The following is a 25,037-nucleotide window of genomic DNA, read 5'->3' as shown; positions in this document are numbered from 1 at the left end:
GTCCGTGCGCTCCGACGGTGACCGGCATCGTCGGAGCGCATGGAGCGTCCACATCCCTCCGCCGTCCCACCGGCGGGAACCTGGCTCGACGAGTACCGCGAGCGCGTCGAGCACATCCGGGCCCGGGCCGAAGCGGCCCGGGCCCGGATCGCGACGGTGACGGCGACCGCGCGCACCCGCGACGGTGCGGTCGCCGTCACCGTCGACGGGTCCGGCCACATGACCGGTCTGACCTTCGGTGTGCGGGCCGACGACATGCCCCGGCCCCGGCTCGCCGAGACGGTGCTGCGGCTCGCCGGTGAGGCCGCCGCCGACGTCGCCGGGCAGATCGAGAAGATCATGGAGCCGCTGACCTCCGGGCGCGGGCGATGACCGCCGCCGGGTTCCGCGTCGATCCGGACGTCGTCGGCGCGCAGGCCGGCCGGTTGCGTGATCTCGCCGAGGGCGTCGCGGCGATGCGGCCGTCGTCGACCGAGCTGGACACCGACGCCTACGGCGCGATCGGCAGCCTGTTCTCCGCCGACGCCACTGCGGCGATGCGGGCCGGGGCCGACGCCCTGGATGAGCTGGGGAGCGCGCTGCGCGCGCTGTCCCGGGCCACCGACGAGGCCGCGACCGGCTACCGCGAGACCGACCTGCGGGTCGCCCTGGAACTCACGGGCGTCGACGTGGCGGGGCTGCGATGACCGCGCCGTCGCTGGACGGGGCGGGGCTGCTCTCCTCGTTCGACGACGTGAGGACCGCGATCTCCGAACAGGACGCGGCCGGCGTCGCGTTCACCGGGATCGTGGCCGGGCTCGACGCCCTGGCCTTCGTCGCGGACCCGGTCGGCGAGCTGGGCGCGGCCGGCCTCGGGTGGCTGATGGAGCACGTCGAATGGTTGCGGATCCCGCTCGACGAGTTGTGCGGGGACCCGGTGCAGATCACCGCCCGCGCCGAGGACTGGCAGCGGATCTCGGTCGATCTCGGCACGGCGGCCACGGCACTCGACGGGCTGCGTGCCGACGCCGGGGGCTGGGAGGGCGCGGCGGCGGCCGGATTCGGGCGGGCGGTGACCGGGAACCAGGAGGCCCTGCGGGCGATGTCCACCGCAGCGCGGGAGGTGTCGGAGCTGGTTCTCGGCTCCGCGTCGATGGTCGGCACCGAACGGTCGATCGTCCGCGACCTCATCGCCGAGCTCGTGGTCCGGTTGATCACGACCGCGGTCACGGCCGGGGTGACGGCGCTCGCGACCGCGGGGACGACGGCACCACTGGTCGTCGGCTCGATCCTCCTGCAGGTCGCCGACACCGCCGCCACGATCGCCCGCAGGATCGAGGACCTGGCCACGAAGCTCCGCGAGGCCGGTGCGGTGATGGGGCGCCTGGAGGACACCATGCGCACCGGCCTGCTCCCCGGGGCCCTGCGCGGGCCGGAGGCCACCGAGGGGGTCGGGCTCGTCCAGGACACCGTCCTGGAGTACGGGAAGCAGGAGGCCGCCGCCCGGGCGGCCGGGGCGGGGTCCGACGACGGTGGGGACCCACCGGCGCCCGGATGAACCAGCGGCACCCGGAAGGTGCACGTCCGGGCCGTGGCGCTACCACCTCGGCACCCGGATCGGGACTACGCTCCGCGGCATGTCGGTCTGGTTCGTCATCGCAGTCGTCGCGATCGTCGTCGGCGTCGGTCTGCTGGTCTTCGACCGGTTCCGTGGCGGCGCCACGCGCGACCGGAAGCGGTGGGCGTCGATGCGCGAGTGGGAGTACCTGGACTCCGATCCGGTGCTGCCCAGCCGCTGGCGTTACGGGACGATCCACCAGGGCGGGCCGGGTGTCGCCCGCAACCTGGTGTCCGGCGACGTCCCGACGCCGGACGGGCCGCGCCGGGCGCACGCGTTCGACCACGAGCAGGCCGGGCGGATCAGCTCCGTGCTGTGCGCGGTCCAGGTCCAGCAGTCGCTGCCGGCCGCCGTCGAGCTGCGGCTGCCCTCCGCCCCGCTCCCCGACGATGCCGGCCTGGACCTGTTGGAGCCGGTCGGCGAACGCTACGCCTTCGTGAGTGACGCCGAGGCCGTGCGCCCCCTGCTCACTCCGCGGCTGGCCGACGCCAGCGACGCGGTCGGTGAGGACGTCGAGCTGCTCTGGGCCGAGGACGCCTGGGTGCTCGCAGCGGCGCCGGTCGGCATCTCCGCCGACCGGATGCAGGATCTGCTCGCCGATCTCGCCGAGGTGGCGACGGCACTCGAAGAGGGGATGCACGCCAAGCGCCCCGCGATCGAGTCCTGATCAGGCCGTATATACGTAGCGTAGATCAACGGACACGGGAAGTGACCACCCGATTGTGCTAGCCCGATCGGGTCTCGATACCCTTTTCGGGTGGCTCTGGCACTCATCACCGGCGGTGGCTCCGGGATCGGCGCGGTACTGGCCGACCGGTTGGCCTCCCGCGGACACGATCTGATCCTCGTCGGCCGGGACCCCGAGCGGCTGCACGTGACGGCGCGGGCGCTCACCGCCCGGTACGGCGTCCGCGCCGACGGCCTCGTCGCCGATCTCGCGACCCGGCACGGGCTGTTCCGGATCGAGGCGTTGCTCGGCGGACCGGGCGCCCCCGCACTCGAGGTCCTCGTGCACGACATCGCACAGCACGGCGTCCCGCAGCACGGGGTCCCGCAGCTCGGGGTCCAGCAGCACGGCGTCCAGCAGCACGGGGTCCCGCAGCTCGGGGCCCCGCAGCACGAGGCTGCGGCTCGCGGTGTCTGGGCGCACGAGCGTCCGGTGCACGGCACGGCGCCGGGACACCCCGGGACCGCTGTACCCCGGACCGCCGTACCCGGGGCCGTCGACGAGCAGCAGACGCGGATCGACCTGGGTGTCACCGCGACGATGCGGCTGACCCACGCCGCACTGCCCGGCATGCTGCGCTGCGGCTCCGGCACGGTGATCGCAATCGGCGCCCCACCCGGGCCGGACGACGACCCGGCGACCGCCTGGGCGCTCGCCTTCACCGCCGGCCTGGCCGCCACGCTGGAGGGCACGGGGGTACGGGCGGTCACCGTCCGCACCGAGCGGGCCGCCGAGTCCGCGCTCGACGGTGACGGCCCGGCCGGGCAGGTGGGCGCGGCCACGCCCGGAGCGGCCCTGCTGGAGCTGCCCCGGCGCGCGGTGTCCGCCGGCCTGCGCGCGGCCCGCCGCGGCGCCCAGCTCGTCTCCGACGCCACCCGCGAGCCGTTGATGCCGGCCGGTGCACCGGGTACCCCGGCCGCCCCGGCGTGCGGGGACGTCCGGCAGTCGGCCCGGGAGGTCCCGGCCTGCGGCGGAGTCACGACGGCCCGGGTCGCCCCGGCGGACCGGGAGGCGACGACGGCGCCCGCGCGTCCGCGCCGTCCCGCCCCCGCCCCCGGGTGCGACCGGGCCGCTGCCGCGCCGCCGCTGCACACCCCGTCGCGGCTGCCGGACCTGCCCGCGCGGCCCGGCGCCGGCCGCTCGGTCGGCGCGGCGCCCGGCTGCGGTCGGTCCGACCACTACGTCGCCGGATCGCTGCGGACCCCCGAGCAGCGTGCCCGCGCGGCCGCCGCGGCCCGTAACCGCGCGCGTCGCCGGATCGACTCGGCGCATCTCACGGTCACCGTCACCGGCAGCTGACCCGGTGTCCCGGCGGGGTGGCAGGCACCCCGCCGGGCCGGGATGATCGCCGGATGACGACGACGGGGACCCCACCGCTGCCGAAGGCGGAGCTGCACCTGCACATCGAGGGCACCCTCGAACCGGAGACGGTCCTCGAGCTCGCCGACCGCAACGACGTCGCGCTGCCCTACCGCGACGTCGAGGACCTGCGGTCCCGCTACGAGTTCACCGACCTGCAGTCGTTCCTCGACGTGTACTACGCCAACATGGTCGTGCTGCGCACCCGGGACGACTTCGCGGAGCTGGCGTCGGCGTACCTGCGGCGTTGCCCCGGTGAGGGGGTCCGGCACGTCGAGATGTTCTTCGATCCGCAGGCGCACACCATCAGGGGGATCCCGATCGGGGACGTGATCGGCGGGCTCACCGACGCGATCACCGAGCACGCCGGGACCGTGTCGGCCGGGTTGATCCTCTGCTTCCTGCGTGACCGCCCGGTGTCCGAGGCGCTGGACACGCTGCGGGCCGCCGAGCCGTACCTGGACCGGGTCATCGGCGTCGGCCTGGACTCCGCCGAGGTCGGGCACCCGCCGTCGACGTTCACCGAGGTCTTCGCCCGGGCCCGGGGCCTGGGGCTCAAACCGGTGGCGCACGCCGGCGAGGAGGGCCCGGCCGACTACGTCCGGGAGGCGCTCGACGAGCTCGGCGTGCTGCGGGTGGACCACGGCATCCGGGCGATCGAGGACGACGACCTGGTCGCGCGGCTGCGCCGCGACGGCACCCCGTTGACCGTCTGCCCACTGTCGAACGTGCGCCTGGGCTGCGTCCCCGGCATCGGCCTGCACCCGCTGCCCGAGATGCTCGCCGCCGGGCTGAAGGTGTCCGTGCACTCCGACGACCCGGCGTACTTCGGCGGGTACGCCGACCGGAACTACGCCGCGGCCCGGGACGGTCTGGGCCTGTCGGCCGATGCGCTGCGGGCCCTCGCCGCGAACTCGATGGAGGCGTCCTTCGTCGATGCCGGCACCCGGGACGCGCTGCTCGCCGAGGTCGCGGCCTGGCGGGGTTGACCGCCGGGATCAGGCCGTCGCGGCCAGCCGTACCGGGCGCAGCGGCTCCAGCGGCCGCCCCGCACCGGTCCGGCCGCGCTGCGCGTGGAACGGCGAGAGCCGGAACCGCCGCGTCCGCAGCTGGTACTCCGCGGTGTTGGCCGGCCACATCACGACGTTGACGCCCTCGTCGTTCTGGTAGTAGCTGGAGCAGCCACCGGTCTCGTAGACGGTGCGGGCGGACCGCCTGCGGACCTGGGCGGTCCAGCGCTGCTCGACCTCCGGCCGGACGTCGACGGACCGGATGCCCTCGTCGGCCATCCGGCAGACCGCGTCCGCGACGTAGCGGGCCTGTGCCTCGGAGAACAGCAGCGTGGAGCTGGCCCCGCTGGTGGCGTTCGGGCCCTGCATGAGGAACAGGTTCGGGAAGTCCGGGCAGGTCATCCCCAGGTAGGCGCGCGGATTGCCGTCCCAGCGGTCGTGCAGCGAGCGGCCGCGTGCATCGCGTAGCCGGCGCGCGATCGGCGCGCTGGCGCCGACCTGGAAGCCGGTGGTCAGGACGACCGCGTCCACCTCGGCGCGGGTGCCGTCCCCGGAGACGAGGGTGCGGCCCTCGACCCGCACCAGTCCGCCGGTGTGCAGGGTGCAGTTCGGCGCGCTGATCGCGGGCAGGTAGGTGTTCGACACCAGCGGGCGCTTGCAGGCGTAGTCGAAACTCGGGGTCAACCGGGCGCGCAGCTCCGGGTCCGGGACCTGCGTGGCCAGGTGCCTCCTGCCGACCCTGGTCAGCGCCTCGCGCAACAACCGGGACCGCCGGGTCGACGCGAGCAGCTCCGCGCCGGCGTAGATCAGGTCGAACTGCATCTTGCTCAGGGTCGGGCTGGCGGCCAGTGCGCGCCGGGTCCACCGGCCGACCGGGTTCTCCGGTTTCGGCATGATCCAGGCCGGGGAGCGCTGCAGGACGTGCAGCTCGGCGACGTGGGGCTGCAGCTCCGGGACGAGCTGGACGGCGGTGGCCCCGGTCCCCACCACGGCGACCCGCTTCCCGCCGAGATCGACCGAGTGGTCCCAGCGGGCCGAGTGGAAGACCGGGCCGTCGAACCCGGCCAGGCCGGGTACGTCGGGCAGCTTCGGGTCGGCGACCAGGCCGGCGGCGCTGACCAGGACGTCGGCGGTGAACCCGCCGAGCGGCGTGTCGATCCGCCAGTGGCCTGCGTCGTCGTCCCACTGCGCGGAGTGCACGTCGGCCCCGAACCGGACGTGCTGGGACAGTCCGGTGGACCGGGCGAGCCTGCGCGCGTAGTCCTGCACCTCGTGCCCGGGCGCGTACAGCTCCGACCAGCCGGGATTGGTGATGGCCCGGAGCTGGTAGAGCGGGGAAGGGGTGTCGACGCCGACGCCGGGGTAGGTGTTGTCCCGCCACACCCCGCCGACGTCGTCGGCCCGCTCCAGCAGGACGAAGTCGTGCACGCCGCGGCGCAGCAGTGCCAGCCCGACCGCCAGACCGGTGAAGCCCGCGCCGATGACGGCGACCCGTGAGTGCCGGGGTGATGCTCCGGTCGGAAGCCCGCCGGCGTCCGGCGAGGACGGATCGGCCGGTCGCTGCAGCGGCGGCGCCTCGGACGTCATACCCACGACGGTAAAGGCTCCGTAACGGTCGGGCACGCGAGAGCGGTCCGTCTCACGGCGTTACACCGCGTCATTGTCGCCGGGGTCATATCTACCGATCGGTAGCCACCTCGCGCTGCATGATCGCGGGTGCCACGGACTAGGGTTGCCCGGTGCCCTCCGTCATGATCACGGGCGCGTCGTCGGGTATCGGGGCCGCCTTCGCCGACCGCCTCGCCGCGGACGGCCGGGACCTCGTCCTCGTGGCCCGCGACGCCGACCGCCTGCAGTCCGCCGCGAACCGGTACCGCGACCTCGGCGTCGCGGTCGAGGTGCTGTCGGCCGACCTGGCCGACGCGCAGGAGCGGCTGCGGGTGGTCCGGCGGCTGGCCGACCCGGACGTCGCGCCCGTCGACCTGCTCGTCAACAACGCCGGTCTCGGGCTCGCCACGTCGTTCCTGGCCAGCGAACCCGCCGATCTGACCCGTCAGCTCCAGGTCAACGTGGCGAGCGTGCTGGAGCTGACCCGCGCGGTGCTGCCCGGCATGGTCGACCGGGGCGCCGGCGCCGTGGTGAACGTGGCGAGCGTCGCCGGGTTCCTCGCCGGGGTCGGATCGAGCTACCCGGCGGACAAGGCGTGGGTCATCTCGTTCACCGAGGGGGTCGCGGCGTCGTTGCAGGGCACCGGGGTGCGCGCGATGGCGCTGTGCCCCGGGTACGTACGTACGGAGTTCCACGCCCGCGCCGGGATCGATGTCGGCGCCCGGCGCGGGCCGCTCTGGCTGGAGGCCTCGCAGGTCGTCGACGAGGCCCTCGCGGATCTGGACAGGGGACGGGTGGTGTCGGTGCCCTCGAGGCAGTACAAGGCGATCGTCGGGCTGGTCGGGGTGCTCCCCCGCGGCGTCCTGCGACGGATCACGGCGAGTTTCGACCGGGACCGCACGTGAGCGCGCACGCCGACCGGGCCCGGCTGGCCGCCCTGGTGCGGGAGATCGCCGTCGTGCACGAGCGGGTGACGCTGTCCTCCGGTGCGGAGGCCGACTACTACGTCGACCTTCGCCGGGTGACGCTGCACCACGAGGCGGCGCCGCTGATCGGCAGCCTGCTGCGGGCGCTGACCGCGGACTGGGCCTACAGCTCCGTCGGGGGGCTGACGCTCGGGGCCGACCCGGTCGCCACCGCGGTGCTGCACGCCGCCGCGCAGGAGCCGGACGCCGCGCCGGTGGACGCGTTCGTGGTGCGCAAGGAGACCAAGCGGCACGGTCTGCAGCGGCTCATCGAGGGCCCGGACATCGCAGGCCGGTCGGTGCTGGTCGTCGAGGACACCTCGACCACCGGCGGGTCCGTGCTCACCGCGGTCCGGTCGGTGCGCGACGCCGGCGCCGACATCGTCGGGGTGTGCACGGTCGTCGACCGGGACACCGGGGCGCGGCAGGCCGTCGAGGCCGAGGGAGTGCCGTACCGGGCGCTGCTGGGGCTGGCGGACCTGCAGCTGGGGTGAGCCGGTCCGAACCCGGGCCGAGCGAGTGGACGGTGCCGGGGCAGGTGGGCGTGGGGCCCTGGGCGGGGCCGTGGCCCGACGGTGACCGGTGGGACCCGGAGCTGCTCGAACACGGCGACCGGCGCAACGTCGTCGACGCCTACCGGTACTGGCGGCGCGAGGCCGTCGCCGCGGACCTGGCGGCCAGGGCCCACCCGTTCCACGTCGCGATCGAGAACCTCGGGCACGACCACAACATCGGCACCGTCGTCCGCACGGCGAACGCGTTCGGCGCCGGCGGGGTGCACATCGTCGGACGACGGCGCTGGAACCGGCGCGGTGCGATGGTCACCGACCGCTACCTGACGGTGCACCACCACCCCGAGGCGGCCGGTCTCGTCGGGTTCGCCCGGGAGCGCGGGCTCGCGCTGGTCGCCGTGGACAACCTGCCCGGCGCGACGCGGCTGGAGGAGACCGAGCTGCCCCGCGACTGCGTGCTGCTGTTCGGCTCCGAGGGGCCGGGGCTCTCGCAGGAGATCCGGGACGCCGCCGATCTCGCCGTCTCGATCGCCCAGTTCGGCTCCACCCGGTCGATCAACGCCGGGGTGGCCGCGGGGATCGTCATGCACTCCTGGGTCCGGCGTCACGCCGACCTGTCCGACGCCTGGTGACCGGACCGGTCTCAGCCCAGCGCGGGCAGCGCCCCCGGCAGCAGCACGGACACGAGTGCGATGCCGCCGCCCAGCAGTGCACCGACGAGCAGCGCGATCAGGGCGGCCCACAGGATCTGGACCCGCACCGCCCGGTTGTCCGGCGCCGGGCGTGCGGACGCGACCGGCGCCACCGCCGGCCGGTGCTGCTGGGGCGGCACCGGGCGGGGCGCGACGGGCGGCGGGACCCGGCCCGGACCGCGGGGCGGGGCCGGTGGTGGGCCGGCCGGGCGGGGCGGGGGCATCGGACGGCCACGGGCCTGCGCGTGCAGCGCCTCGCCGACCCGGCGCTCGGCCTCGTCGCGGTACGGGTCGTGCGCAGTGTCACGGTACGGGTCGTGCGCGGTGTCACGGTACGGGTCGTGCGCCGTGTTCTGCGGCCCGGTCATCGCGGCTCCTCCGGACGGCGCGGCACGGGTGCGCCGGCGCGCTCCTCCATGATGCGGGCGACCGCGTCGAGCGCCCGGCTGGCCGTCGACTTCACGGTGCCGCGGCTCATCCCGGCGGCCTCGGCGATCTCGGACTCGGTCAGGCCGCCGTAGTAGCGCAGCACCAGCACCTCACGCTGGCGTGGCGGCAGCAGGGCCAGCGCGTCCACCACCGACTGGTGTTCGGCGGACAGCATCGCCAGCGACTCCGCCGACCGGGCGTTCGCCGCGTGCGGCGGCACGTACTCGCGGGCGGTGCGGCGCCGGCGCAGCACCGAACGGGAGCCGTTCACCACGGCGGCGCGCAGGTAGGCCACGGCGGCCGTCTCGTCGCGCAACCCGGTCCAGTGCCGGTGCAGGCCGGTGAACGCCTCCTGCACCACGTCCTCCGCGGTGGCCGGGATGTCGACCAGGAGCATCGCCAGCCGCATCAGCCGCAGCCGGTGGTCACGGTAGAGATCGGCCAGGGTGAGCGGCTTCTCCTCGGCGGGCACCTGCTGCTGCCCGCCGGACCCGCCCGGGCCGTCCGGAACGGTCGCGAACGGACCGCTGCCCTCGGGCGCCGGTCTGCTGTCGATGGCGCGCAACCGGCCCAGCGTCCGGTCGACGGCGTTCTCGGCCCGCTCCTCCTCCACACTCAACAGCCTAGCGACCACCTCCGACACGGTCCGCGGGCTCGCCCTCCCGGGCCGCCGGAGGGGGCGACCAGGCCCGTCCGGCGGGTCACGAGCGGGTCCGAGCGGATCACTGCCCGTACGGGGCGGTCGGGGTGAAGCGGGTAGGTGATACTGACCCGGAGAGCACGTGCTGCACCGAGCCGTGACCCCGATGAGTTCCCGATGACGAGGAGGCCACCCGTGCCGATCGCCACGCCCGAGATCTACAACCAGATGCTGGACAACGCCAAGAGCGGCGAGTTCGCCTACCCGGCGATCAACGTGACCAGCACGGAGACGCTGAACGCGGCGCTGCGCGGGTTCGCCGAGGCGGGGTCGGACGGGATCGTCCAGGTCTCGACCGGCGGCGCGGAGTTCCTCTCCGGTACCCGGGTCAAGGACATGGTGACCGGCTCGGTCGGCCTCGCCGAGTTCGCCCACGTCGTGGCCGAGAAGTACCCGGTGAACATCGCCCTGCACACCGACCACTGCCCGAAGGACAAGCTGGACGGCTTCGTCCGCCCGCTGCTGAAGATCAGCCAGGAGCGGGTCGCCGAGGGCCGTGACCCGCTGTTCCAGTCGCACATGTGGGACGGCTCCGCGGTGGAGCTGGAGGAGAACCTCGCGATCGCCGCCGAGCTGCTCGACGAGGCGGCCAAGGCGAAGATCATCCTGGAGGTCGAGATCGGCGTCGTCGGTGGCGAGGAGGACGGCGTCGCCAACGACATCAACGACAAGCTCTACACCGCCCCCGGTGACTACGAGCGCACCGTCGAGGTGCTCGGTGCCGGCGAGAAGGGCCGTTACCTGCTCGCGGCGACCTTCGGCAACGTGCACGGCGTCTACAAGCCGGGCAACGTGAAGCTCCGTCCGGAGATCCTCAAGCAGGGCCAGGAGGTCGCCCGCGGCAAGCTCGGCGCCGGCGCCGCGGACAAGCCGTTCGACCTCGTCTTCCACGGAGGTTCCGGTTCGCTGCTCGAGGAGATCCACGAGGCGCTGAGCTACGGCGTCGTCAAGATGAACGTCGACACCGACACCCAGTACGCGTTCACCCGCCCGATCGCGGCGCACATGTTCGAGAACTACGACGGTGTCCTCAAGGTCGACGGCGAGGTCGGCAACAAGAAGGCCTACGACCCGCGGTCGTACCTGAAGAAGGCCGAGGTCGCGATGAGCGAGCGCGTGATCGAGGCGTGCGAGGCGCTCAGGTCCGCCGGGAAGGCCCTCTGAGATCCGGGCGCCGGGTCGTCGGGGCCCCGGCCCCGGCGACCCGTGGCCGGCCGTGCGGCGCCACAATGGCGGCATGAGTCTGCACGGCAACCTGCTCGAGCCCGACGACACCCGCCTGCCGGTGGACCCCGCCGCCGCCGAGCTGGACGGTGGTGCCGACCCGGCCGCGGTGGCCGCGGCCCATCCGTCGTCGAGCATCGCCTGGGCGGTGCTGGCCGAGCGGGCGCTGCAGTCCGGGGAGACCGTCGCCGCGTACGCCTACGCCCGCACCGGCTACCACCGCGCGCTCGACCAGCTGCGCCGCAACGGCTGGAAGGGATTCGGTCCGGTGCCGTGGTCGCACGAGCCGAACCGCGGCTATCTGCGCTCCTGCGGGGCGCTGCTGCGTGCCGCGGCCGCGATCGACGAGACCGCCGAGGTCGAGCGGTTGCGCACGCTGATCGCCGACTCCGACCCGGCTGCGCTCGCCGCGCTCGGCATCGACTGAGAGGGGCCGTTCCGGTGCCGGAGGCCCCCGCGCCGGGGGACCGGGCGTGACGGGCACGACGGGGCCGCTGGCCCGGGTGCGGGCGCGCGGGCGGCGTGGTGCGCGCCGGGTGCGGGCGTCCTGGCTGCCGATCCTGCAGTGCGCGGTCGCCGCCGGGCTGGCCCTGTGGGTGGCGGGTGACCTGCTCGGCCACGTCCGGCCGTTCTTCGCGCCGATCGCCGCGGTGATCAGCCTCGGCGTCTCGCTGAACTCGCGGTTGCGCCGGGCCGCCGAGCTGGTCGTCGGCGTGAGCCTCGGCGTGCTCGTCGGGGACCTGATCATCGCCGAGATCGGCAGCGGCGTCTGGCAGCTGATGCTGGTCGTCGCGCTGGCGATCACCCTCGCCACCTTCTTCGACGGCGGCAACCTGATCGTCGCGCAGGCAGGTGCGTCCGCGGTACTGGTGACGACACTGCTGCCACCGGGTGACAGCGGCGGCATCGACCGCTGCGTGGACGCGCTGGTCGGCGGCCTCGCCGGGATCCTGGTCGCGGCCGTGATCCCGGTGAACCCGATCCGGTTCGTCCGGCGCTCGGCCCGCCGGGTGCTCGACGACCTGGTCACGGTCCTGACCGACGTCGCCTCCGCACTGCGCCGGAACGACCGGGAGTCCGCCGCCAGGGCGTTGCGCAGGGCCCGCGACACCCAGACCGCGATCGACGAGCTGCGGACCGCGGTCGGGGCGGCCGGCGAGGTGGCCGCCGTGTCACCGCTGCACCGGCCCCGCCGGCGGATGCTGCGCCGCTACCGGGAGCTCACCGACCGCGCCGACTACGCGCACCGCAACGCGCGGGTGCTCGCCCGCCGGACCCTCGCCGCGCTGGAGGACCACGAGCACGTCCCGGAGGAGCTGCCCGAGGCGATCACCGAGCTGGCCGCGGCCGTCGGCGCGTTGATCCGCGAGCTCGGTCAGGACGGGGACCGGGAGCGCGCCCGGCCTGCGTTCCTCGACGCCGTCGGGCGGTCCCCGGTACTGGCCGATCCGTCGGCCACGACCGGCCCGCGGGAGGGCACGCCCGCGGTCTCGGTCCCGGTGCTCGTCGCCCAGGTCCGGTCGATCGCGCTCGACCTGCTGCAGGCGACCGGCATGAGCCGGGCCGAGGCGCTGCACGCGCTCCGTGACCGGATCCCGGACGCCGACTTGGGCTGATCGGGGGAAGGGGGGTTCCGTCACGGTACGGTCACGGAGCAGAATCAGCGCTGCTCGGCGCCGGGGCGGTTCGTCCCCCAGCACGGTGTGGTGCCGCCGTTGCCGTCGTTGTCGCCGTCGACCGCACCGATGCCCGCACTGCGAGCGTCGCCCAGTGATCGGGGTCCGCCACGTGCAGTTGCTCATCCGCTACGTCCTCGCCCCCCTCGTCCGCCTGCTGTGGCGGCCCGCGGTGCACGGCGCGGACCGGATCCCGGCCCACGGACCGGTGATCCTCGCCGCGAACCACCGCGCCGCCGTCGACACCGCCTTCATCCCGCTCGTCGCGGCCCGCCGGGTGGCGTTCCTGGGCAAGGCCGAGTACTTCACCGGCCGCGGCGTGCGCGGCCGCCTGATGGCGTCCTTCCTGCGCGCGCTCGGCTACATCCCGGTCGACCGGGGGAACGCCCGTGCCGGGCTCGCCGCGCTGGCCGCGGGGCGCGACGTGCTGCGGGCGGGCGGCGTCTTCGGGATCTACCCGGAGGGCACCCGCTCGCTGGACGGCAGGCTGCACCGCGGGCACACCGGGGTGGCCAGCCTGGCGCTGGCCACCGGCGCGGTCGTGGTCCCGGTGGGGCTGCGCGGGACGGAGCGGGTGCAGCCGGTGGGCCGGGTGTTCCCGCGCCTGGCCCGGGTGGAGATCCGGTTCGGGGCACCGCTGGAGTTCAGCCGCTACGAGGGGCTGGAGGGCTCGGCCGCCATCCGCCGTGCGGTCACCGACGAGATCATGGACGCCATCGCGGACCTGTCCGGTCAGACCTACGTCGACTCCTACCACCGGCGTCCCGACCAGTCGCTGCCCGCCGCCGCCTGACCGTCAGGCAGGCAGCACCGGGTGCCAGGGCTCGGTGTGCTCGTACCAGGCCCAGCGCCGGACGGCCCGCGGGTACGGCTCGCCGTCGCGGACGGGTGTCGAGCCGGTGGAGCCGATCTGGATCGCCCGTCCGGCCGCCGCGGTCACGCCGCGCCCGCCGCGGACCCGCACCCCGGCCGGCCCCGCCTCGACGACGAGCGCCGGGACCCGGCCGTGGAACACCCGGGTCGCGTCGCAGTAGGCCTCGCCGTGCAGGTCGCGGAACTCACCGCGGCCGACCAGCACCCCGCCGTTGTCGTCGCGCACCAGCGGTTCCGGCCGGGGCTTCCCGGACCGGGCCAGGGCGGCGGCCTCGGCGGGTGACACCGGGAACCCCCAGCAGCGGGCGGCCGCGGAGCGGCGCGACACCGGCAGGTAGGCGACCTCGGTGCCGAGCTCCCCCGCCCGCAGGAGCCGGACCAGCACCGCGGCCAGGTCGGCGTCCTCACCGTGCACGATCAGCCGGGCGCCCGGGTGCTCGGCGAGCAGCGGATCGACCTCCGCCCGGCCGGGCCGCGGGCCGACGGTGACCGAGCGCACCGCGGGATCGGACGCGAGTGACGCCGGTACCCGTTCCCGGCGCCCGGCGGGCCGGATACCGTAGAACGCACCACGGCGGCGCTGCGGAGCGCAGACGAGCAGTACCGCTTCGGGATCGGTCGACACCACTTGATCGAGTACCCTCCTCGCCGCGGAATCCGGTAACCACGCCCGGGTCCGCGGCCGTGACGAGCGTGTGTGAACTGGAGTCTCTTACATGCCCGCAATCGTGTTGATCGGCGCCCAGTGGGGCGACGAGGGCAAGGGCAAGGCGACGGACCTGCTGGGCGGACAGTTCGGCTGGGTCGTCCGCTACCAGGGCGGCAACAACGCCGGTCACACCGTCGTCACGCCGGACGGGCGCGACTTCGCGCTCAAGCTCATCCCGTCCGGGATCCTCTCGCCGGGCGTGAAGAACGTCATCGGCAACGGCGTGGTGGTCAACCCCGAGGCGCTGATCGAGGAGAAGGCCGGGCTGGAGCGCCGCGGCGTGGACACCTCCGGCCTGCTGATCTCGGCCGACGCGCACCTGATCATGCCCTACCACGTGGCGATCGACCGGGTCACCGAGCGTTACCTCGGCAAGGCCAAGATCGGCACGACCGGCCGCGGCATCGGCCCCGCCTACCAGGACAAGGTCGCCCGGGTCGGTGTCCGCGCGGCGGACCTGCTCGACGAGAAGATCCTGCACCAGAAGGTGGAGGCGGCCCTCGAGCTGAAGAACCAGATCCTGGTCAAGGTCTACAACCGGCGCGCGCTCGACTTCAACGAGGTCGTCGACACGGTCCTGGAGCAGTCCAAGGAGTTCGCCGACAAGATCGTCGACACCCGGCTGTTGCTGAACGAGGCGCTGGAGCGCGGCGAGACGTTGCTGCTGGAGGGGTCGCAGGGCACCCTGCTCGACGTCGACCACGGCACCTATCCGTTCGTGACCAGCTCGAACCCGACCGCCGGTGGCGCGTCCGTCGGTTCCGGCATCGGCCCGAACAAGATCACCCGGGTGATCGGCATCCTGAAGGCCTACACCACCCGCGTCGGCTCCGGTCCGTTCCCGACCGAGCTGCTCGACGAGATGGGCGACTGGCTGCGCAAGACCGGTGGCGAGGTCGGGGTGAACACCGGCCGGGCCCGCCGCTGCGGCTGGTTCGACGCCGTGATCGGCCGCTACGCCGTGCGCGTCAACGGGATCACCGACGTCTTCCTCACCAAGCTGGACGTGCTGTCCGGGCTGGAGACGGTGCCGATCTGCGTCGGCTACGAGGTCGACGGCCACCGGGTCGACGAGATGCCGATGACCCAGACCGGCTTCCACCACGCCGTCCCGGTGTACGAGGAGATGCCCGGCTGGTTCGAGGACCTCTCCGCTGCCCGCACCTGGGAGGAGCTGCCGGCCGCGGCCCAGGCCTACGTGCTGCGGATCGAGGAGCTCATCGGCGCCCCGGTCTCCGCGATCGGCGTCGGCCCCGGGCGGGAGCAGACCATCACGCGCTGAGCCCTGCCCGGCACCGGCGGGGATCAGCTCGGCGGCGAGCTGCGCTCACCGGACACCGGGGTCACCCCGATGGCGGCCAGCGGGGCGAGCGCGGCGAGCGCGAACCCGACGCCGTAGCCGGTCGCGCCGACCAGCGCGCCGAGCGCGGCTGGCACCATCGAGGCGACGGCGTTCTGCCCGGTGTTCTGCAGGCCCAGCGCCCGCCCCGACCACGCCGGCCCGGCGAGTTCGGCGGTGCTGGTGAACGCCAGCCCGTTCGGTGCGACGGTGACGACCGCGCCGACGGCCAGCATCGCCACCGCGAGCCATCCCGCGACCGCGTCGCCGAGCGCGAACAGCAGCAGCACGGCCGTCGCACCGGCGGCGATCCGGCGCATCGGGCGCAGCCGCGATCCGACCCGGTCCGACCAGATCCCGGTCACGATCCGTCCGATCGCCCCTGCCACCTGGCTCGCGGCGACGAACGCACCGGCCGCGGTGACGTGCCAGCCCTGCTCGCGGACCAGGTACTCGGTGGCGAACGCGGCGACCGCGAACTGGGGGACGACCAGCAGCGCGCTCGCAGCGTGCACCCGCCACAGCACCGGGGTGCGGTACGGCGAGCGGACCGGCGCCGCCCCGGGGACCCGCGCCGGCCGGGGCGGGTCGGGGGCGAGGAGGAGCACCAGGACCGCCGTCAGCACGCACAGCACCGCAGGGAGCAGCAGCGACCGGAACGGTCCGACGACCCCGGCGAGGGTGGGCAGTGCCAGCCCGGCCAGGGCGACACCGAGCGGTTGCGCGGTCTGACGGATCCCCATCGCGGCGCCCCGCTCGTGGGCACCGAACCAGCCCATGACCATCCGCCCGCTGGCCGCGAACACCGATGCGGCACCGGCCCCGCCGAGCCCGAGCAGCACCAGCAGCAGCGGACCGGGCGGTGCCTGCGCCAGTGCGGCCCCGGCGACGGCGAGCGCGCACAGCAGCAGCCCGGCGCTCATCACCCCCCGCTCGCCGTGCCGGTCGGCGAGCGCCCCCCACAGCACCAGCGTGCACAGCAGGCCGGCCGTGGGCGCCCCGACGAACGCGCCGGCCTGTGCCAGCGTCAGGCCGGCCGAGTCACGCAGCAGCGGGACCAGGAACGGCATGCCGTAGACGAACGAGCAGGCCGCGGTCTGCGCGGCCACCCCGACCGCGAGCACGAGCCAGCGACGACGGCTGCGGGTCACGTCGGAGGGCACCCCTCCACGCTAGGGTCCGTCTCAGCAGGTGGCGAATCTCTCCCACTGGTTGGGATATCTCAGGAGGCGCACTCCCCGGTGCCGACCGGCTGCGAGCCGCTGCCGGCGGCGACGCCGAGCGCCTGCGCGACCTGCTCGGCGGTCAGCACGAAACCGGTCTCCGAGTCGTCCAGCGCGGCGCCGAACACCACACCGACGACCTGGCCGTCCGGGTTGATCATCGGGCCACCGGAGTTGCCGGAGCGGACCACCGCGCGGACCGTGTAGACGTCGCGGAGCACGCTGCCCTGCTCGTAGATGTCCGGTCCGCGCAGCCGGATCCGCTCGCGGACCTTGCCCGGTGTCACCGTGTAGGGCCCGTCCAGCGGGTAGCCGAGAATGATCACGTCGTCGCCGACCCGCGCCGGGTCCGGGGTGAACCGGAGCGGCTCCTCCTCCAGCGCGGGCACGTCCAGCACGGCGACGTCCACCTCGGGGTCGTAGTGGATCACCTCCGCGTCCAGCTGGCGGGTGCGGCCGGACGCGGTTGTGACCTCCACGGTCGTGCTGGACGTGCCCGCGACGACGTGCGCGTTGGTCATGATCCGCTGCGGGGCGACCACGAAACCGGTGCCCTCCAGTGCGCGACGGCAGGCGGGGGCCCGACCGCGGACCTTGAGCACCCGGTCCCGCACCTCGGTCACGACCGGGGACCGGGCGAGCGTGGCGTCCGGTGGGCCGACCACGGCGATCGGGGTACGCGTGAACGGGCTGACGACGTCGGGGAAGCCGGAGTCGTCGAGGATCTGGCGCAGCTCGGCGGGCAGCCGGCGCGCGGCGTCCGGCATCACGCTGTCCACCCCGGCCAGCACCCGCGAGTCGCGGACCCCACTGGTCAGGGTGGCAAGGCTGGTCGAGGCCAGCGGCAGCGCGATCAACCACGCGGCCACCACCACGGCCACCGCCTGCACCCCGGCACCGAGCGCCGAGTCGACCTTGAGGGTGCCCTCGCGGCGGATCCGGTCCCGGACGAAGCGGCCCAGGTAGACCCCGGTCGCCTCGCCGAGCGCGACGAGCAGCACCACCGCGCCGATCCCGAGCAGCACCTTCGCCGGTTGTGACTCCACCTGCTCGGCGAGCAGCGGCGCCAGGCGCAGGCCCAGCACCGCCCCCGTCAGCACCCCGAGGAACGACAGCAGCGCGACGGCGACCCCGTGCCGCCAGCCCGATGCCGCCGCCAGCAGTGCCAGGATGACGACCACGACGTCGACCCAGCTCAGGCTCACCGGCCCACCTCGTCGGGACGGTCGGCGGGGTCGGTCACTGGTACTCCTCGCGGGTGTCGCTGCTCCGCCCGGGCGTTCGCCCAGGCCTCGTCGAGGTTCTCGATCCGCGTGCCGTCCCAGGGGCGTTCCCAGCCGGAACAGTGCAGCAGTGCGGACAATAGGCCCCCGGTGAAACCCCAGATCACCAGCCCCGAGATCCGGAAGGCCGGCCCGGTGTAGCCGCTCGGGCCGCGCACGGTGAACCGGTTCGCCGGGTCGGCGAGCTCCGGCACCGGCACCCGGACCACCCGCGCGACCTCGGCGGGGTCGATCGCCCGGACCGGTGCCGGGGCGGCCCAGTGCGCCAGCACCGGGGTCACGAGATAGCCGGTCGGCGGGATGAACAGATCGGGCAGCACGGCCAGCGGCACGACCCCCGCCGGATCGAGGCCGGTCTCCTCCTGCGCCTCGCGCAGCGCCGCGTGCACCGGGCCGGGGTCGCCCGGGTCCAGCGCACCCCCCGGGAACGCGACCTGCCCGGCGTGCGCGCGCAGGGTGGCGGCCCGTTCGGTGAGCAGCACGTCCGGTCCGTCGGGCCCGAACAGCATCAGCACGGCCGCGCGCCGCGCCGTGGTTTCCCGGCCGCTCGGGTCGCGCCGGTCGCCGAACCAACCCGGGTCGAGCCCCAGCGCGCCCTCCACCAGCGGTTTCAGCGGTTCCGGTGCGGCGTCGGGATCCGGTTCGGGCACGACCGTGGCGGTCACGACAACCGTTCCACGGCGGCCTCGACGTCGTCCGCGGTCCGGAACGGGATCGGCGGGTCGACCATCACCGGGGTGCCGTCGGCGCGGACGACGTAGTTGAACGGGAGCACCGGCGGCGTGCCCAGCACCGCGCGCAGCTCACCGCGCGGGTCGGTCAGCGCCGGGAGGGTCACCCCCAGCTCGGCGGCCAGGCCGAGCGCGGCCACCGGATCGTCCTCGACGTCCACGGTCAGCACGGGGAGCGCACCCGGCCGTGCCGCGTACTCCTCCAGGGCCGGCAGCTCCTCGCGGCAGGGCAGGCACCAGGACGCCCAGAAGTTGACCAGCGCGGCGCGGCCGGCGAGGACCTCACCGACGTCGACGGATCCCTCGGCGCCCAGACACGGCACGGTGATCCCGGCCAGCGGCCCGGCCGGCGGCGCACCGCTCGGCTCCGGGCAGGGGCGCAGCGCGGCGGACTCGCGGGCGGCGGCGAGCGCGGCCGGCTCGGCGGCGGCCGGGTCACCGCTGGGCAGGTTCGCGGGTGCGGCGCCACCCGGCGGACCGGTCACGGGCTGCGGCGCGGGAGCCGAGGGCCACAGGGCCCACACGCCGAGCGCGACCAGCACCGCGACCACTGCGGTGGAGACGATCTCCGATCGCGTGGCGCCGGCCCGGCTCACCGCCGGTCCCCGCTGCCGGCGACCCCCGCCAGCTCCAGCAACCGGTCCCGCTCCGGGCCTTTGACCAGCGCGGCGGCCTCGGCCGGGTCGGTCGGGCCGGTGCCGTAGGCGGGGCAGTCGGCCGCGAGGGTGCACGCCCCGCAGGCCGGCTTGCGGGAGTGGCACACCCGCCGCCCGTGGAAGATCACGTGATGGGAGACGATCGTCCAGTCCCGGCGGGGGACGAGTTCGCCCACGGCGTGCTCGACCTTGACCGGATCCTCCTCGGCGGTCCAGCCCCAGCGGCGCACCAGTCGCCCGAAGTGGGTGTCCACGGTGATCCCGGGGACGCCGAAGGCGTTGCCCAGGATGACGTTCGCCGTCTTACGGCCGATCCCGGGCAGCGTCACCAGCTCGTCCAGCGTGGCCGGGAGCTCCCCGCCGTGCCGCTCGACGACGGCGGCACCGAGGCCGATCAGCGCGGTCGCCTTGTTCCGGTAGAAGCCGGTCGGCCGGATCATGGCCTCCAGCTCGGTGCGGTCCGCCCCGGCGTAGTCGGCCGCCGTCGGGTAGCGCGCGAACAGCGCGGGGGTGACCTGGTTGACCCGCTCGTCGGTGCACTGTGCGGAGAGGATCGTGGCCACGGCCAGGTCCAGCGGTGTGGAGAAGTCGAGCTCGCAGTGCGCGTGCGGGTAGGCCTGCGCCAGTGCGCGCAGTATCCGGTTCACCCGCCGGGCCCGCCCGATCGGGCTCTCCCCGGCGGCGACCCGCGCGGCGAGGCCGGCGGCCGAGCGCCGGGTGGGCCGGGCCGTCCGTCGGGCGGAGGTACTCACGTCACAGAGCGTACGGGGGACCCCTGACCGTCGTGCGGCGTGTCGCGGACCGGGCCCACGGCCCCGTCCGTCCGGTCGGCGTAACCATCGACGGTGCAGGACGGCGGCGAACGGTCGCCGATCCCCGCCGAATGCCGCCCGGCCGCCGGTCGGGGTCACGAACGTGTCACGAAGCGGCCGCACCGGCTACCCCCGGGGCGGCCGCGAACGATGCAGTAGGAGAGGATCGGAGGCGCCATGACTGCCTGGTTGAGCGTCCTCGTCCCGCTGCTCGTGATGTTCTTCGCGCTCGGGATGGAACGAGTCGAGTCCCGTCTGCGGGAGTCCACGGTGCGGCAGGACGAGTTGGACGAGATGCTCGAGCAGCCGCGCCCGGACGAGGTACGGGCCCTGTTCCGGTCCGGCACGAGCCGCGCGCTGGAGCTGTTCCGCCTGCGTAACCGGCGTCGGCGGGGGACTCGTCGCAGCCAGGTTCCGTCGGCGTGACAAGATCGTAACGGGGCCCGCGGCGCGCCCCGTACACGCAACAGGCCCGATCGGATGAGGATCCGATCGGGTCAGTGGTGCGCACGTGTGTGGCGAAGGCCTCTACACTGACGCGCCGACGACCCGCCGTGACGATCGCGGCCGGTGAACGAGGAGCATTGCAGTGGATGAGGTTCTGATCCGGGCCGGGATCTTCCAGGGAGTTGAGCCCCAGGCCGCCGAGGCGCTGACCGAGGCGCTGGAGACCGCCGAGTTCTCCCGTGGGCAGGTCATCTTCTCCGAGGGCGAGCCCGGTGACCGCCTCTACATCGTGGCCGGGGGGAAGGTGAAGCTCGGCCGCAAGTCGCCCGACGGCAGGGAGAACCTGCTGATGGTGGCCGGTCCGTCCGACATGTTCGGCGAGCTGTCCATCTTCGACCCGGGCCCCCGCACGTCCTCGGCGACCGCGGTCACCGAGGTCCGCTGCTACACCATGGACCGCACCGCGCTGCGCGAGTGGATCGGCAAGCGGCCGGAGATCGCCGAGCAGCTGCTGCGCGTGCTGGCGCGCCGGTTGCGCCGCACCAACAACATGCTGGCCGACCTGATCTTCACCGACGTCCCCGGCCGGGTGGCGAAGTCGCTGCTGCAGCTCGCCCGCCAGTTCGGGTCGCAGGAGTCCGGTCTGCTGAGGGTCACCCACGACCTCACGCAGGAGGAGATCGCCCAGCTGGTCGGCGCCTCGCGGGAGACCGTGAACAAGGCGCTCGCCGATTTCGCGCACCGTGGCTGGCTGCGGCTCGAGGGCAAGAGCGTGCTGATCCTGGAGCCCGAGCGGCTCGCCCGCCGCGCCCGCTGAATTCGGTGGTACGCCCGTACCAGACTGTGTGAGGCTGGGCGGCGTGCCCGCTTCCCCGTCCGACTACCGCGCGGCCCTGCGCGCTCCCGGTGCGACCGCCCCGGTGTGCGCCTCGCTGATCGGTCGCTTCCCGATCGCGATGCACAGCCTCGCGACCCTGCTCTACGTCCGTGAGATCGAGGGCTCCTACGCGGTGGCCGGGGCGGTGTCGGCGTCCCTGATGGCCGGCACGGCGCTCGGCGCGGTCGTGCAGGGCCGGGTGCTGGACCGGTTCGGCCCCAGCCGTCCGCTGCTGGCGCTCGTCGCGGTGTACGTGCCCGCGGTCGCCGGGATGATCGCCTGTATCGAGGCGCGGGCGGCGCTGCCGGCCCTCCTGCTCGTCGCGTTCCTCACCGGCGCCGTGACGCCGGCGCTGGAGGGTTCGTCGCGCGCGCTCTGGACGGACCTGGTGCCCGCCGGTCGGACCCGCGAGGCGGCCTACAACTACGAGGCGATCAGCCTCGAGACGTTCTTCGTCCTCGGACCGGCGCTCGCCGCGCTGCTCGTCGTCGGCACCCCGTGGCCCGGTACCGCGCTGCTGGTCGCCGTGGCCGCCGAGGTCACGGGGACGGCCTGGTTCGCGCTGACCCGCGCGGTGCGGCGACGTTCGGCCCGCATCCATGCCTCCCGGGCCGCCGCGACGCCGACCCGCGACACCGGACTGCTCGGCGTGATCGGCCGCCCCGGGCTGCGCACGGTCGCGCTCGCCGCGCTGGGCTTCGGGATCGTCGCCGGGACGGCGGAGGTCGGGGTGCTGGCGGCCACGGAGTTCGCCGGGGAGCCGGCCATGGGCGGCGTCCTGCTGTCCGCGTGGTCGGTGGTGTCGGTGTTCGCGGGCGTGCTGTACGGGCTGAGCCCCCGGCCGCGGTCGCTGGGGCTGCGGCTGCCGGTGCTGCTGGGCGGGTTCGGCCTGCTGGTGACGGCCATGGGCCTGGTCTCCCCGCTCGGTTCGCTCCTGGCACTCACCGTCGTGACGCTGGCGGCGGGGGCGCTCATCACGCCGCAGGTCACCGCCCACTCGCTGGGGGTCGAGCGCACAGCGCCCGCCGACTCGGCCACCGAGGCGTTCAACTGGGTGGTGACGGCGGCCGTGCTCGGTGTCTCGGCCGGTCAGGCGGTGTCCGGCGTGATGATCGACCGGTTCGGTCCGGCCGGGTACGCCGCCGGCGGGGTGCTCGGAATGGTGCTGGCACTGCTGCTGTGGACACGCCGGGCGACCGTGGCCGGAACTGCGGAGCGCGAACCGGCCGGGAGCGTGCGGTGAACGGGGCAGGGGCGCTGCGGCGGCTGCGGGTCGTGGTCGCCGCCGACATGTCCGCCGCGGACGTCGCGCACGATATCGGCCACCTGGACCGGGTCGCCGGGCTCGCGGCTCGGCTCGCACTCCGTGAGGGGCACGACGGCTTCGTCGCCGCCGTCGCCTCGTACGTGCACGACCACCACCGGGCCGCCGAGGCCCGGCTCGGACGGGTCGTCGCACCCGCGGAGTGCCGCGACCAGGCCCGGGACGCCCTGCGCCGCGCCGCGATCGAGGAGGCGCTGTGGGAGCCGGTGCTCGACGCCGTGGAGGCCACCGGTCACTACACCTTCTCCGCAGGAGGACCGGGGCCCCGCCCCGAGGGGGCCGCGGCCGCGATCGCGGCCTGCCTGCACGACGCGGACATGCTCGACGCCATGGGGGCCACCGGGATCGCCCGCGCATTCGCCTACGGCGGGGCGATCGGCGAGCCGCTGTGGGATCCGGACGCGCCTCCGGACCGGTCCCCGGAGGGTTACCGGTCCGGGCCCACCGGTTCGGTGGTCGCGCACTTCCACGAGAAGCTGCTACGGCTGCGCGGCGAGCTGCGGACCGCGGCCGGCCGGGAGATGGGCGAGCGCAGGCACGCCGCCCTCGAGGAGTTCCTGCGCCGGTTCCGGGAGGAATGGGTGGAGGCGCTCGGTGACGACGAGACGGCCCCGCCCGGCCCCTGAGCTCAGCCGCGCAGGTGGTCGAGCTGGGCCCGGACCGACTGCTCGGCGGCGTCCCACAGCGAGGTGTCGACGTCGGCGTACACCAGCTCCACCACGGCGCGTGGCGACGCGTCCGGCCCGAGCGCGGCCAGCGCGGCCCGGACCTGGTCCAGGCGCTGCTCGCGGTGCGTGAGGTAGGTGGTGGCGATCTGCGCGGCGTCGCCCTGCTCGGGGCCGTGCCCGGGCAGCAGCGGGGTGCCCGCGGGCAGGTCGGCTATCCGGCGCAGCGAGTCCAGGTAGGGCCCGAGCGCGCCGTCCGGGTGGGCGATGACGGTGGTGCCCCGGCCCAGCACGGTGTCCCCGGCGAGCAGCGCCGCACCGTCCGCGCCCGGGCCGGTGAGCAGCAGCGACACCGAGTCGGAGGTGTGCCCCGGCGTCGCCATGACCGCCAGCTCGACACCTGCCGCGGCGATCACCGTGCCGTCGGCGAGCGGCTCGGTGCCCGCGGCCAGCGACGGGTCGGCGGCGTACACCGGCGCACCGGTGAGCTCGACGAACCGGCCGATCCCGCCGGCGTGGTCGGGATGGCGGTGGGTCAGGACCACGGCGGCCACCGGTGCCCCGTCGGCGAGCGTCTCCAGGTGGGTGCCGTCGTCCTCACCGGGGTCGACCACGATCCGCTCCCCGGAACCGGGCACCGACACCACCCAGGTGTTGGTGCCCTCCAGCGTCATCGGCCCGGGATTGTGCTGCAGCAGCACCGAGGCCAGCGGGTGCACCGGGCGCAACCCGCCGTAGAACGGATGGCTCGTCGTCGGTCGCTCGTCTCGCCGGCCGCTCATCGCACGGTCTCCTCGTAGCGCCAGTCGGGATCTCCGGGCAGCGTCACGACCGAGATCCGGCCCTCCCGCCGGACCTCCGGCGTGACCGGGGAGATGTCGCGGCGGGCGGCGGCGTCGAGCACCGCGGCGGCACTCGTGTGCCGGGCCAGGTCCTGCAGCGTGTGCAGGGTGGGCGGCATCAGCGAGAGCTCACCGGCCGCGTACCCGGCCAGCGCGTCGGCGGGGGCCCACCAGCGGGCCTCCACGGCCTCGGTGGTGGCGTCGTCGGCGACCTGCCCGTCGGGGACCTCGGCCACCAGGAACGCGGTGTCGTAGCGGCGCGGGCTCCCCGGCGGGGTGATCCAGCGGGACCAGGGCACCAGCAGGTCGGCGCGCAGCTCCAGGTCGTGCCGGTCGAGCAGCGCGGGCAGCGTGACGCGGCGCGCCTCCAGGTCGGCCCGCCAACCGGCGGCCTCGGCCACCGGTCCCGGCGCGCACCCGGGCCGGGCCGCGAGCAGCACCCCGCACTCCTCGAACGTCTCCCGGACCGCGGCCGTGACCAGCGCGGCGGCCAGCGTCTCGGGCTGGCCGAGGCGGGAGCCGAAACGGGCCGGGCCGGGACCGCGCCAGCGCCCCGGATCCGGCACGTCGTCGGGGGAGACCCCGCCGCCGGGGAACACCGTCATCCCGCCGGCGAACACCATCCCGGTGACCCGCCGCTGCAGGAACACCTCCAACCCGCCGCGCTCGGGGGAGTCCCGGACGAGCAGCACGGTGGCTGCGGGTCTCGGCTCGACCGGTCGCGGAGCTGCGGTGCCCATGGTTCCGGACCCTAGGT

At 74.6% G+C, this 25,037-nt stretch carries 29 protein-coding genes; 18 read left to right on the top strand and 11 right to left on the bottom strand.

Annotated elements, in window-relative coordinates:
* Positions 1-39 precede the first annotated feature (39 nt).
* The 6 genes from AB0J24_RS17085 (at position 40) to AB0J24_RS17060 (ending at position 4,672) form a co-directional block, all read left to right on the top strand.
* Positions 40-372, top strand: coding sequence for a YbaB/EbfC family nucleoid-associated protein (locus AB0J24_RS17085; RefSeq protein ID WP_358682177.1), 333 nt, complete (start codon positions 40-42; stop codon positions 370-372).
* Complete coding sequence (locus AB0J24_RS17080) at positions 369-686, top strand: type VII secretion target (protein ID WP_358682174.1); 318 nt, start codon at positions 369-371, stop codon at positions 684-686. The genes AB0J24_RS17085 and AB0J24_RS17080 overlap by 4 nt, the downstream gene beginning before the upstream one ends.
* Complete coding sequence (locus tag AB0J24_RS17075; protein WP_358682171.1) at positions 683-1,537, top strand: hypothetical protein; 855 nt, start codon at positions 683-685, stop codon at positions 1,535-1,537. The genes AB0J24_RS17080 and AB0J24_RS17075 overlap by 4 nt, the downstream gene beginning before the upstream one ends.
* A 79-nt stretch (positions 1,538-1,616) precedes the next feature.
* On the top strand, positions 1,617-2,264 hold the full coding sequence (locus tag AB0J24_RS17070; RefSeq protein WP_358682168.1) for a hypothetical protein: 648 nt from the start codon (positions 1,617-1,619) through the stop codon (positions 2,262-2,264).
* Positions 2,265-2,354: 90 nt separating this feature from the next.
* A complete protein-coding gene (locus tag AB0J24_RS17065; RefSeq protein ID WP_358682165.1) occupies positions 2,355-3,623 on the top strand; it encodes an SDR family NAD(P)-dependent oxidoreductase in 1,269 nt (422 codons plus the stop codon).
* Between the two features lie 53 nt (positions 3,624-3,676).
* Positions 3,677-4,672 carry an adenosine deaminase gene (locus AB0J24_RS17060; protein ID WP_358682162.1) on the top strand — a complete coding sequence of 332 codons (996 nt, stop codon included), beginning with the start codon at positions 3,677-3,679 and terminating at the stop codon, positions 4,670-4,672.
* A 9-nt stretch (positions 4,673-4,681) separates the two neighbouring features.
* On the opposite strand, the gene AB0J24_RS17055 is transcribed toward AB0J24_RS17060, so the two are convergent.
* A complete protein-coding gene (locus AB0J24_RS17055) occupies positions 4,682-6,280 on the bottom strand; it encodes an NAD(P)/FAD-dependent oxidoreductase (protein WP_358682159.1) in 1,599 nt (532 codons plus the stop codon).
* A 152-nt stretch (positions 6,281-6,432) separates the two neighbouring features.
* Here AB0J24_RS17055 and AB0J24_RS17050 point away from each other — a divergent pair, with 152 nt between their 5' ends.
* From AB0J24_RS17050 to AB0J24_RS17040, 3 genes are read left to right on the top strand one after another with little or no spacing between them, the layout of a single operon-like run.
* Complete coding sequence (locus tag AB0J24_RS17050; RefSeq protein ID WP_358682156.1) at positions 6,433-7,206, top strand: SDR family oxidoreductase; 774 nt, start codon at positions 6,433-6,435, stop codon at positions 7,204-7,206.
* Positions 7,203-7,760 carry an orotate phosphoribosyltransferase gene (pyrE, locus tag AB0J24_RS17045; protein WP_358682153.1) on the top strand — a complete coding sequence of 186 codons (558 nt, stop codon included), beginning with the start codon at positions 7,203-7,205 and terminating at the stop codon, positions 7,758-7,760. Before AB0J24_RS17050 ends, pyrE begins: the two co-directional genes overlap by 4 nt.
* 50 nt (positions 7,761-7,810) lie before the next feature.
* Positions 7,811-8,410 carry an RNA methyltransferase gene (locus AB0J24_RS17040; protein ID WP_358682150.1) on the top strand — a complete coding sequence of 200 codons (600 nt, stop codon included), beginning with the start codon at positions 7,811-7,813 and terminating at the stop codon, positions 8,408-8,410.
* An 11-nt stretch (positions 8,411-8,421) separates the two neighbouring features.
* On the opposite strand, the gene AB0J24_RS17035 is transcribed toward AB0J24_RS17040, so the two are convergent.
* Positions 8,422-8,838 carry a hypothetical protein gene (locus AB0J24_RS17035; RefSeq protein ID WP_358682147.1) on the bottom strand — a complete coding sequence of 139 codons (417 nt, stop codon included), beginning with the start codon at positions 8,836-8,838 and terminating at the stop codon, positions 8,422-8,424.
* Entirely contained in the window at positions 8,835-9,512 is a 678-nt protein-coding gene (locus AB0J24_RS17030; RefSeq protein ID WP_358682446.1) for a sigma-70 family RNA polymerase sigma factor, read from the bottom strand. The genes AB0J24_RS17035 and AB0J24_RS17030 overlap by 4 nt, the downstream gene beginning before the upstream one ends.
* 222 nt (positions 9,513-9,734) lie before the next feature.
* Between AB0J24_RS17030 and fbaA the strand changes: the two genes are divergently transcribed.
* The 4 genes from fbaA (at position 9,735) to AB0J24_RS17010 (ending at position 13,292) form a co-directional block, all read left to right on the top strand.
* Positions 9,735-10,763, top strand: a complete 1,029-nt coding sequence (fbaA, locus tag AB0J24_RS17025) for a class II fructose-bisphosphate aldolase (protein WP_358682144.1) — start codon at positions 9,735-9,737, stop codon at positions 10,761-10,763.
* Between the two features lie 73 nt (positions 10,764-10,836).
* A complete protein-coding gene (locus tag AB0J24_RS17020) occupies positions 10,837-11,250 on the top strand; it encodes a DUF3151 domain-containing protein (RefSeq protein WP_358682141.1) in 414 nt (137 codons plus the stop codon).
* A 46-nt stretch (positions 11,251-11,296) separates the two neighbouring features.
* Entirely contained in the window at positions 11,297-12,439 is a 1,143-nt protein-coding gene (locus tag AB0J24_RS17015; RefSeq protein WP_358682138.1) for an FUSC family protein, read from the top strand.
* A gap of 172 nt (positions 12,440-12,611) precedes the next feature.
* Positions 12,612-13,292: a lysophospholipid acyltransferase family protein gene (locus AB0J24_RS17010; protein ID WP_358682443.1), complete on the top strand. Its 681-nt coding sequence runs from the start codon at positions 12,612-12,614 to the stop codon at positions 13,290-13,292.
* Positions 13,293-13,295: 3 nt separating this feature from the next.
* On the opposite strand, the gene AB0J24_RS17005 is transcribed toward AB0J24_RS17010, so the two are convergent.
* Complete coding sequence (locus AB0J24_RS17005; RefSeq protein ID WP_358682135.1) at positions 13,296-13,997, bottom strand: hypothetical protein; 702 nt, start codon at positions 13,995-13,997, stop codon at positions 13,296-13,298.
* Positions 13,998-14,088: 91 nt separating this feature from the next.
* Here AB0J24_RS17005 and AB0J24_RS17000 point away from each other — a divergent pair, with 91 nt between their 5' ends.
* Complete coding sequence (locus AB0J24_RS17000; RefSeq protein WP_358682132.1) at positions 14,089-15,363, top strand: adenylosuccinate synthase; 1,275 nt, start codon at positions 14,089-14,091, stop codon at positions 15,361-15,363.
* 23 nt (positions 15,364-15,386) lie between these two features.
* Here AB0J24_RS17000 and AB0J24_RS16995 read toward each other — a convergent pair whose 3' ends face one another.
* From AB0J24_RS16995 to nth, 5 genes are read right to left on the bottom strand one after another with little or no spacing between them, the layout of a single operon-like run.
* A complete protein-coding gene (locus tag AB0J24_RS16995) occupies positions 15,387-16,583 on the bottom strand; it encodes an MFS transporter (protein ID WP_358682129.1) in 1,197 nt (398 codons plus the stop codon).
* A gap of 59 nt (positions 16,584-16,642) precedes the next feature.
* Entirely contained in the window at positions 16,643-17,848 is a 1,206-nt protein-coding gene (locus AB0J24_RS16990) for a MarP family serine protease (protein WP_358682126.1), read from the bottom strand.
* Positions 17,845-18,591, bottom strand: a complete 747-nt coding sequence (locus AB0J24_RS16985; protein WP_358682123.1) for a CoA pyrophosphatase — start codon at positions 18,589-18,591, stop codon at positions 17,845-17,847. The genes AB0J24_RS16990 and AB0J24_RS16985 overlap by 4 nt, the downstream gene beginning before the upstream one ends.
* A complete protein-coding gene (locus AB0J24_RS16980) occupies positions 18,588-19,253 on the bottom strand; it encodes a TlpA disulfide reductase family protein (protein WP_358682120.1) in 666 nt (221 codons plus the stop codon). Before AB0J24_RS16980 ends, AB0J24_RS16985 begins: the two co-directional genes overlap by 4 nt.
* Positions 19,250-20,065 carry an endonuclease III gene (nth, locus tag AB0J24_RS16975; protein WP_358682118.1) on the bottom strand — a complete coding sequence of 272 codons (816 nt, stop codon included), beginning with the start codon at positions 20,063-20,065 and terminating at the stop codon, positions 19,250-19,252. Before nth ends, AB0J24_RS16980 begins: the two co-directional genes overlap by 4 nt.
* A 237-nt stretch (positions 20,066-20,302) precedes the next feature.
* Between nth and AB0J24_RS16970 the strand changes: the two genes are divergently transcribed.
* The 4 genes from AB0J24_RS16970 to AB0J24_RS16955 all read left to right on the top strand — a co-directional run bounded on the left by AB0J24_RS16970 (position 20,303) and on the right by AB0J24_RS16955 (position 23,399).
* The gene (locus AB0J24_RS16970) at positions 20,303-20,551 is read left to right on the top strand and encodes a hypothetical protein (protein ID WP_344021712.1); all 249 of its coding nucleotides are present in this window, start codon (positions 20,303-20,305) and stop codon (positions 20,549-20,551) included.
* A 163-nt stretch (positions 20,552-20,714) separates the two neighbouring features.
* Positions 20,715-21,389 (top strand): Crp/Fnr family transcriptional regulator, encoded by a 675-nt coding sequence (locus AB0J24_RS16965; protein ID WP_358682115.1) that lies wholly within the window; start codon positions 20,715-20,717, stop codon positions 21,387-21,389.
* A gap of 43 nt (positions 21,390-21,432) precedes the next feature.
* A complete protein-coding gene (locus tag AB0J24_RS16960; RefSeq protein ID WP_358682113.1) occupies positions 21,433-22,692 on the top strand; it encodes an MFS transporter in 1,260 nt (419 codons plus the stop codon).
* Positions 22,689-23,399 carry a hypothetical protein gene (locus tag AB0J24_RS16955; protein WP_358682110.1) on the top strand — a complete coding sequence of 237 codons (711 nt, stop codon included), beginning with the start codon at positions 22,689-22,691 and terminating at the stop codon, positions 23,397-23,399. The genes AB0J24_RS16960 and AB0J24_RS16955 overlap by 4 nt, the downstream gene beginning before the upstream one ends.
* Before the next feature lie 2 nt (positions 23,400-23,401).
* Here AB0J24_RS16955 and AB0J24_RS16950 read toward each other — a convergent pair whose 3' ends face one another.
* Both AB0J24_RS16950 and AB0J24_RS16945 read right to left on the bottom strand, forming a co-directional pair.
* A complete protein-coding gene (locus AB0J24_RS16950) occupies positions 23,402-24,220 on the bottom strand; it encodes an MBL fold metallo-hydrolase (RefSeq protein ID WP_358682107.1) in 819 nt (272 codons plus the stop codon).
* Positions 24,217-25,020, bottom strand: a complete 804-nt coding sequence (locus AB0J24_RS16945; RefSeq protein WP_358682104.1) for an NUDIX hydrolase — start codon at positions 25,018-25,020, stop codon at positions 24,217-24,219. Before AB0J24_RS16945 ends, AB0J24_RS16950 begins: the two co-directional genes overlap by 4 nt.
* Positions 25,021-25,037: the final 17 nt, after the last annotated feature.

It is taken from the genome of Pseudonocardia sp. NPDC049635 (genome assembly GCF_040659795.1).
Lineage (GTDB): Bacteria > Actinomycetota > Actinomycetes > Mycobacteriales > Pseudonocardiaceae > Pseudonocardia.
The sequence above is the reverse complement of the archived record's forward strand: the minus strand, read 5'-3'. Positions and strand labels throughout refer to the sequence as shown.

Excerpts from the sequence above, each read along its gene's own strand:
- AB0J24_RS17085 (WP_358682177.1), top strand. The coding sequence starts at position 40 with ATGGAGCGTCCACATCCCTCCGCCGTCCCACCGGCGGGAACCTGGCTC.
- AB0J24_RS17080 (WP_358682174.1), top strand. The coding sequence starts at position 369 with ATGACCGCCGCCGGGTTCCGCGTCGATCCGGACGTCGTCGGCGCGCAG.
- AB0J24_RS17075 (WP_358682171.1), top strand. The coding sequence starts at position 683 with ATGACCGCGCCGTCGCTGGACGGGGCGGGGCTGCTCTCCTCGTTCGAC.
- AB0J24_RS17070 (WP_358682168.1), top strand. The coding sequence starts at position 1,617 with ATGTCGGTCTGGTTCGTCATCGCAGTCGTCGCGATCGTCGTCGGCGTC.
- AB0J24_RS17060 (WP_358682162.1), top strand. The coding sequence starts at position 3,677 with ATGACGACGACGGGGACCCCACCGCTGCCGAAGGCGGAGCTGCACCTG.
- AB0J24_RS17055 (WP_358682159.1), bottom strand. The coding sequence starts at position 6,280 with ATGACGTCCGAGGCGCCGCCGCTGCAGCGACCGGCCGATCCGTCCTCG.
- AB0J24_RS17035 (WP_358682147.1), bottom strand. The coding sequence starts at position 8,838 with ATGACCGGGCCGCAGAACACGGCGCACGACCCGTACCGTGACACCGCG.
- AB0J24_RS17020 (WP_358682141.1), top strand. The coding sequence starts at position 10,837 with ATGAGTCTGCACGGCAACCTGCTCGAGCCCGACGACACCCGCCTGCCG.
- AB0J24_RS17000 (WP_358682132.1), top strand. The coding sequence starts at position 14,089 with ATGCCCGCAATCGTGTTGATCGGCGCCCAGTGGGGCGACGAGGGCAAG.
- AB0J24_RS16970 (WP_344021712.1), top strand. The coding sequence starts at position 20,303 with ATGACTGCCTGGTTGAGCGTCCTCGTCCCGCTGCTCGTGATGTTCTTC.
- AB0J24_RS16950 (WP_358682107.1), bottom strand. The coding sequence starts at position 24,220 with ATGAGCGGCCGGCGAGACGAGCGACCGACGACGAGCCATCCGTTCTAC.
- AB0J24_RS16945 (WP_358682104.1), bottom strand. The coding sequence starts at position 25,020 with ATGGGCACCGCAGCTCCGCGACCGGTCGAGCCGAGACCCGCAGCCACC.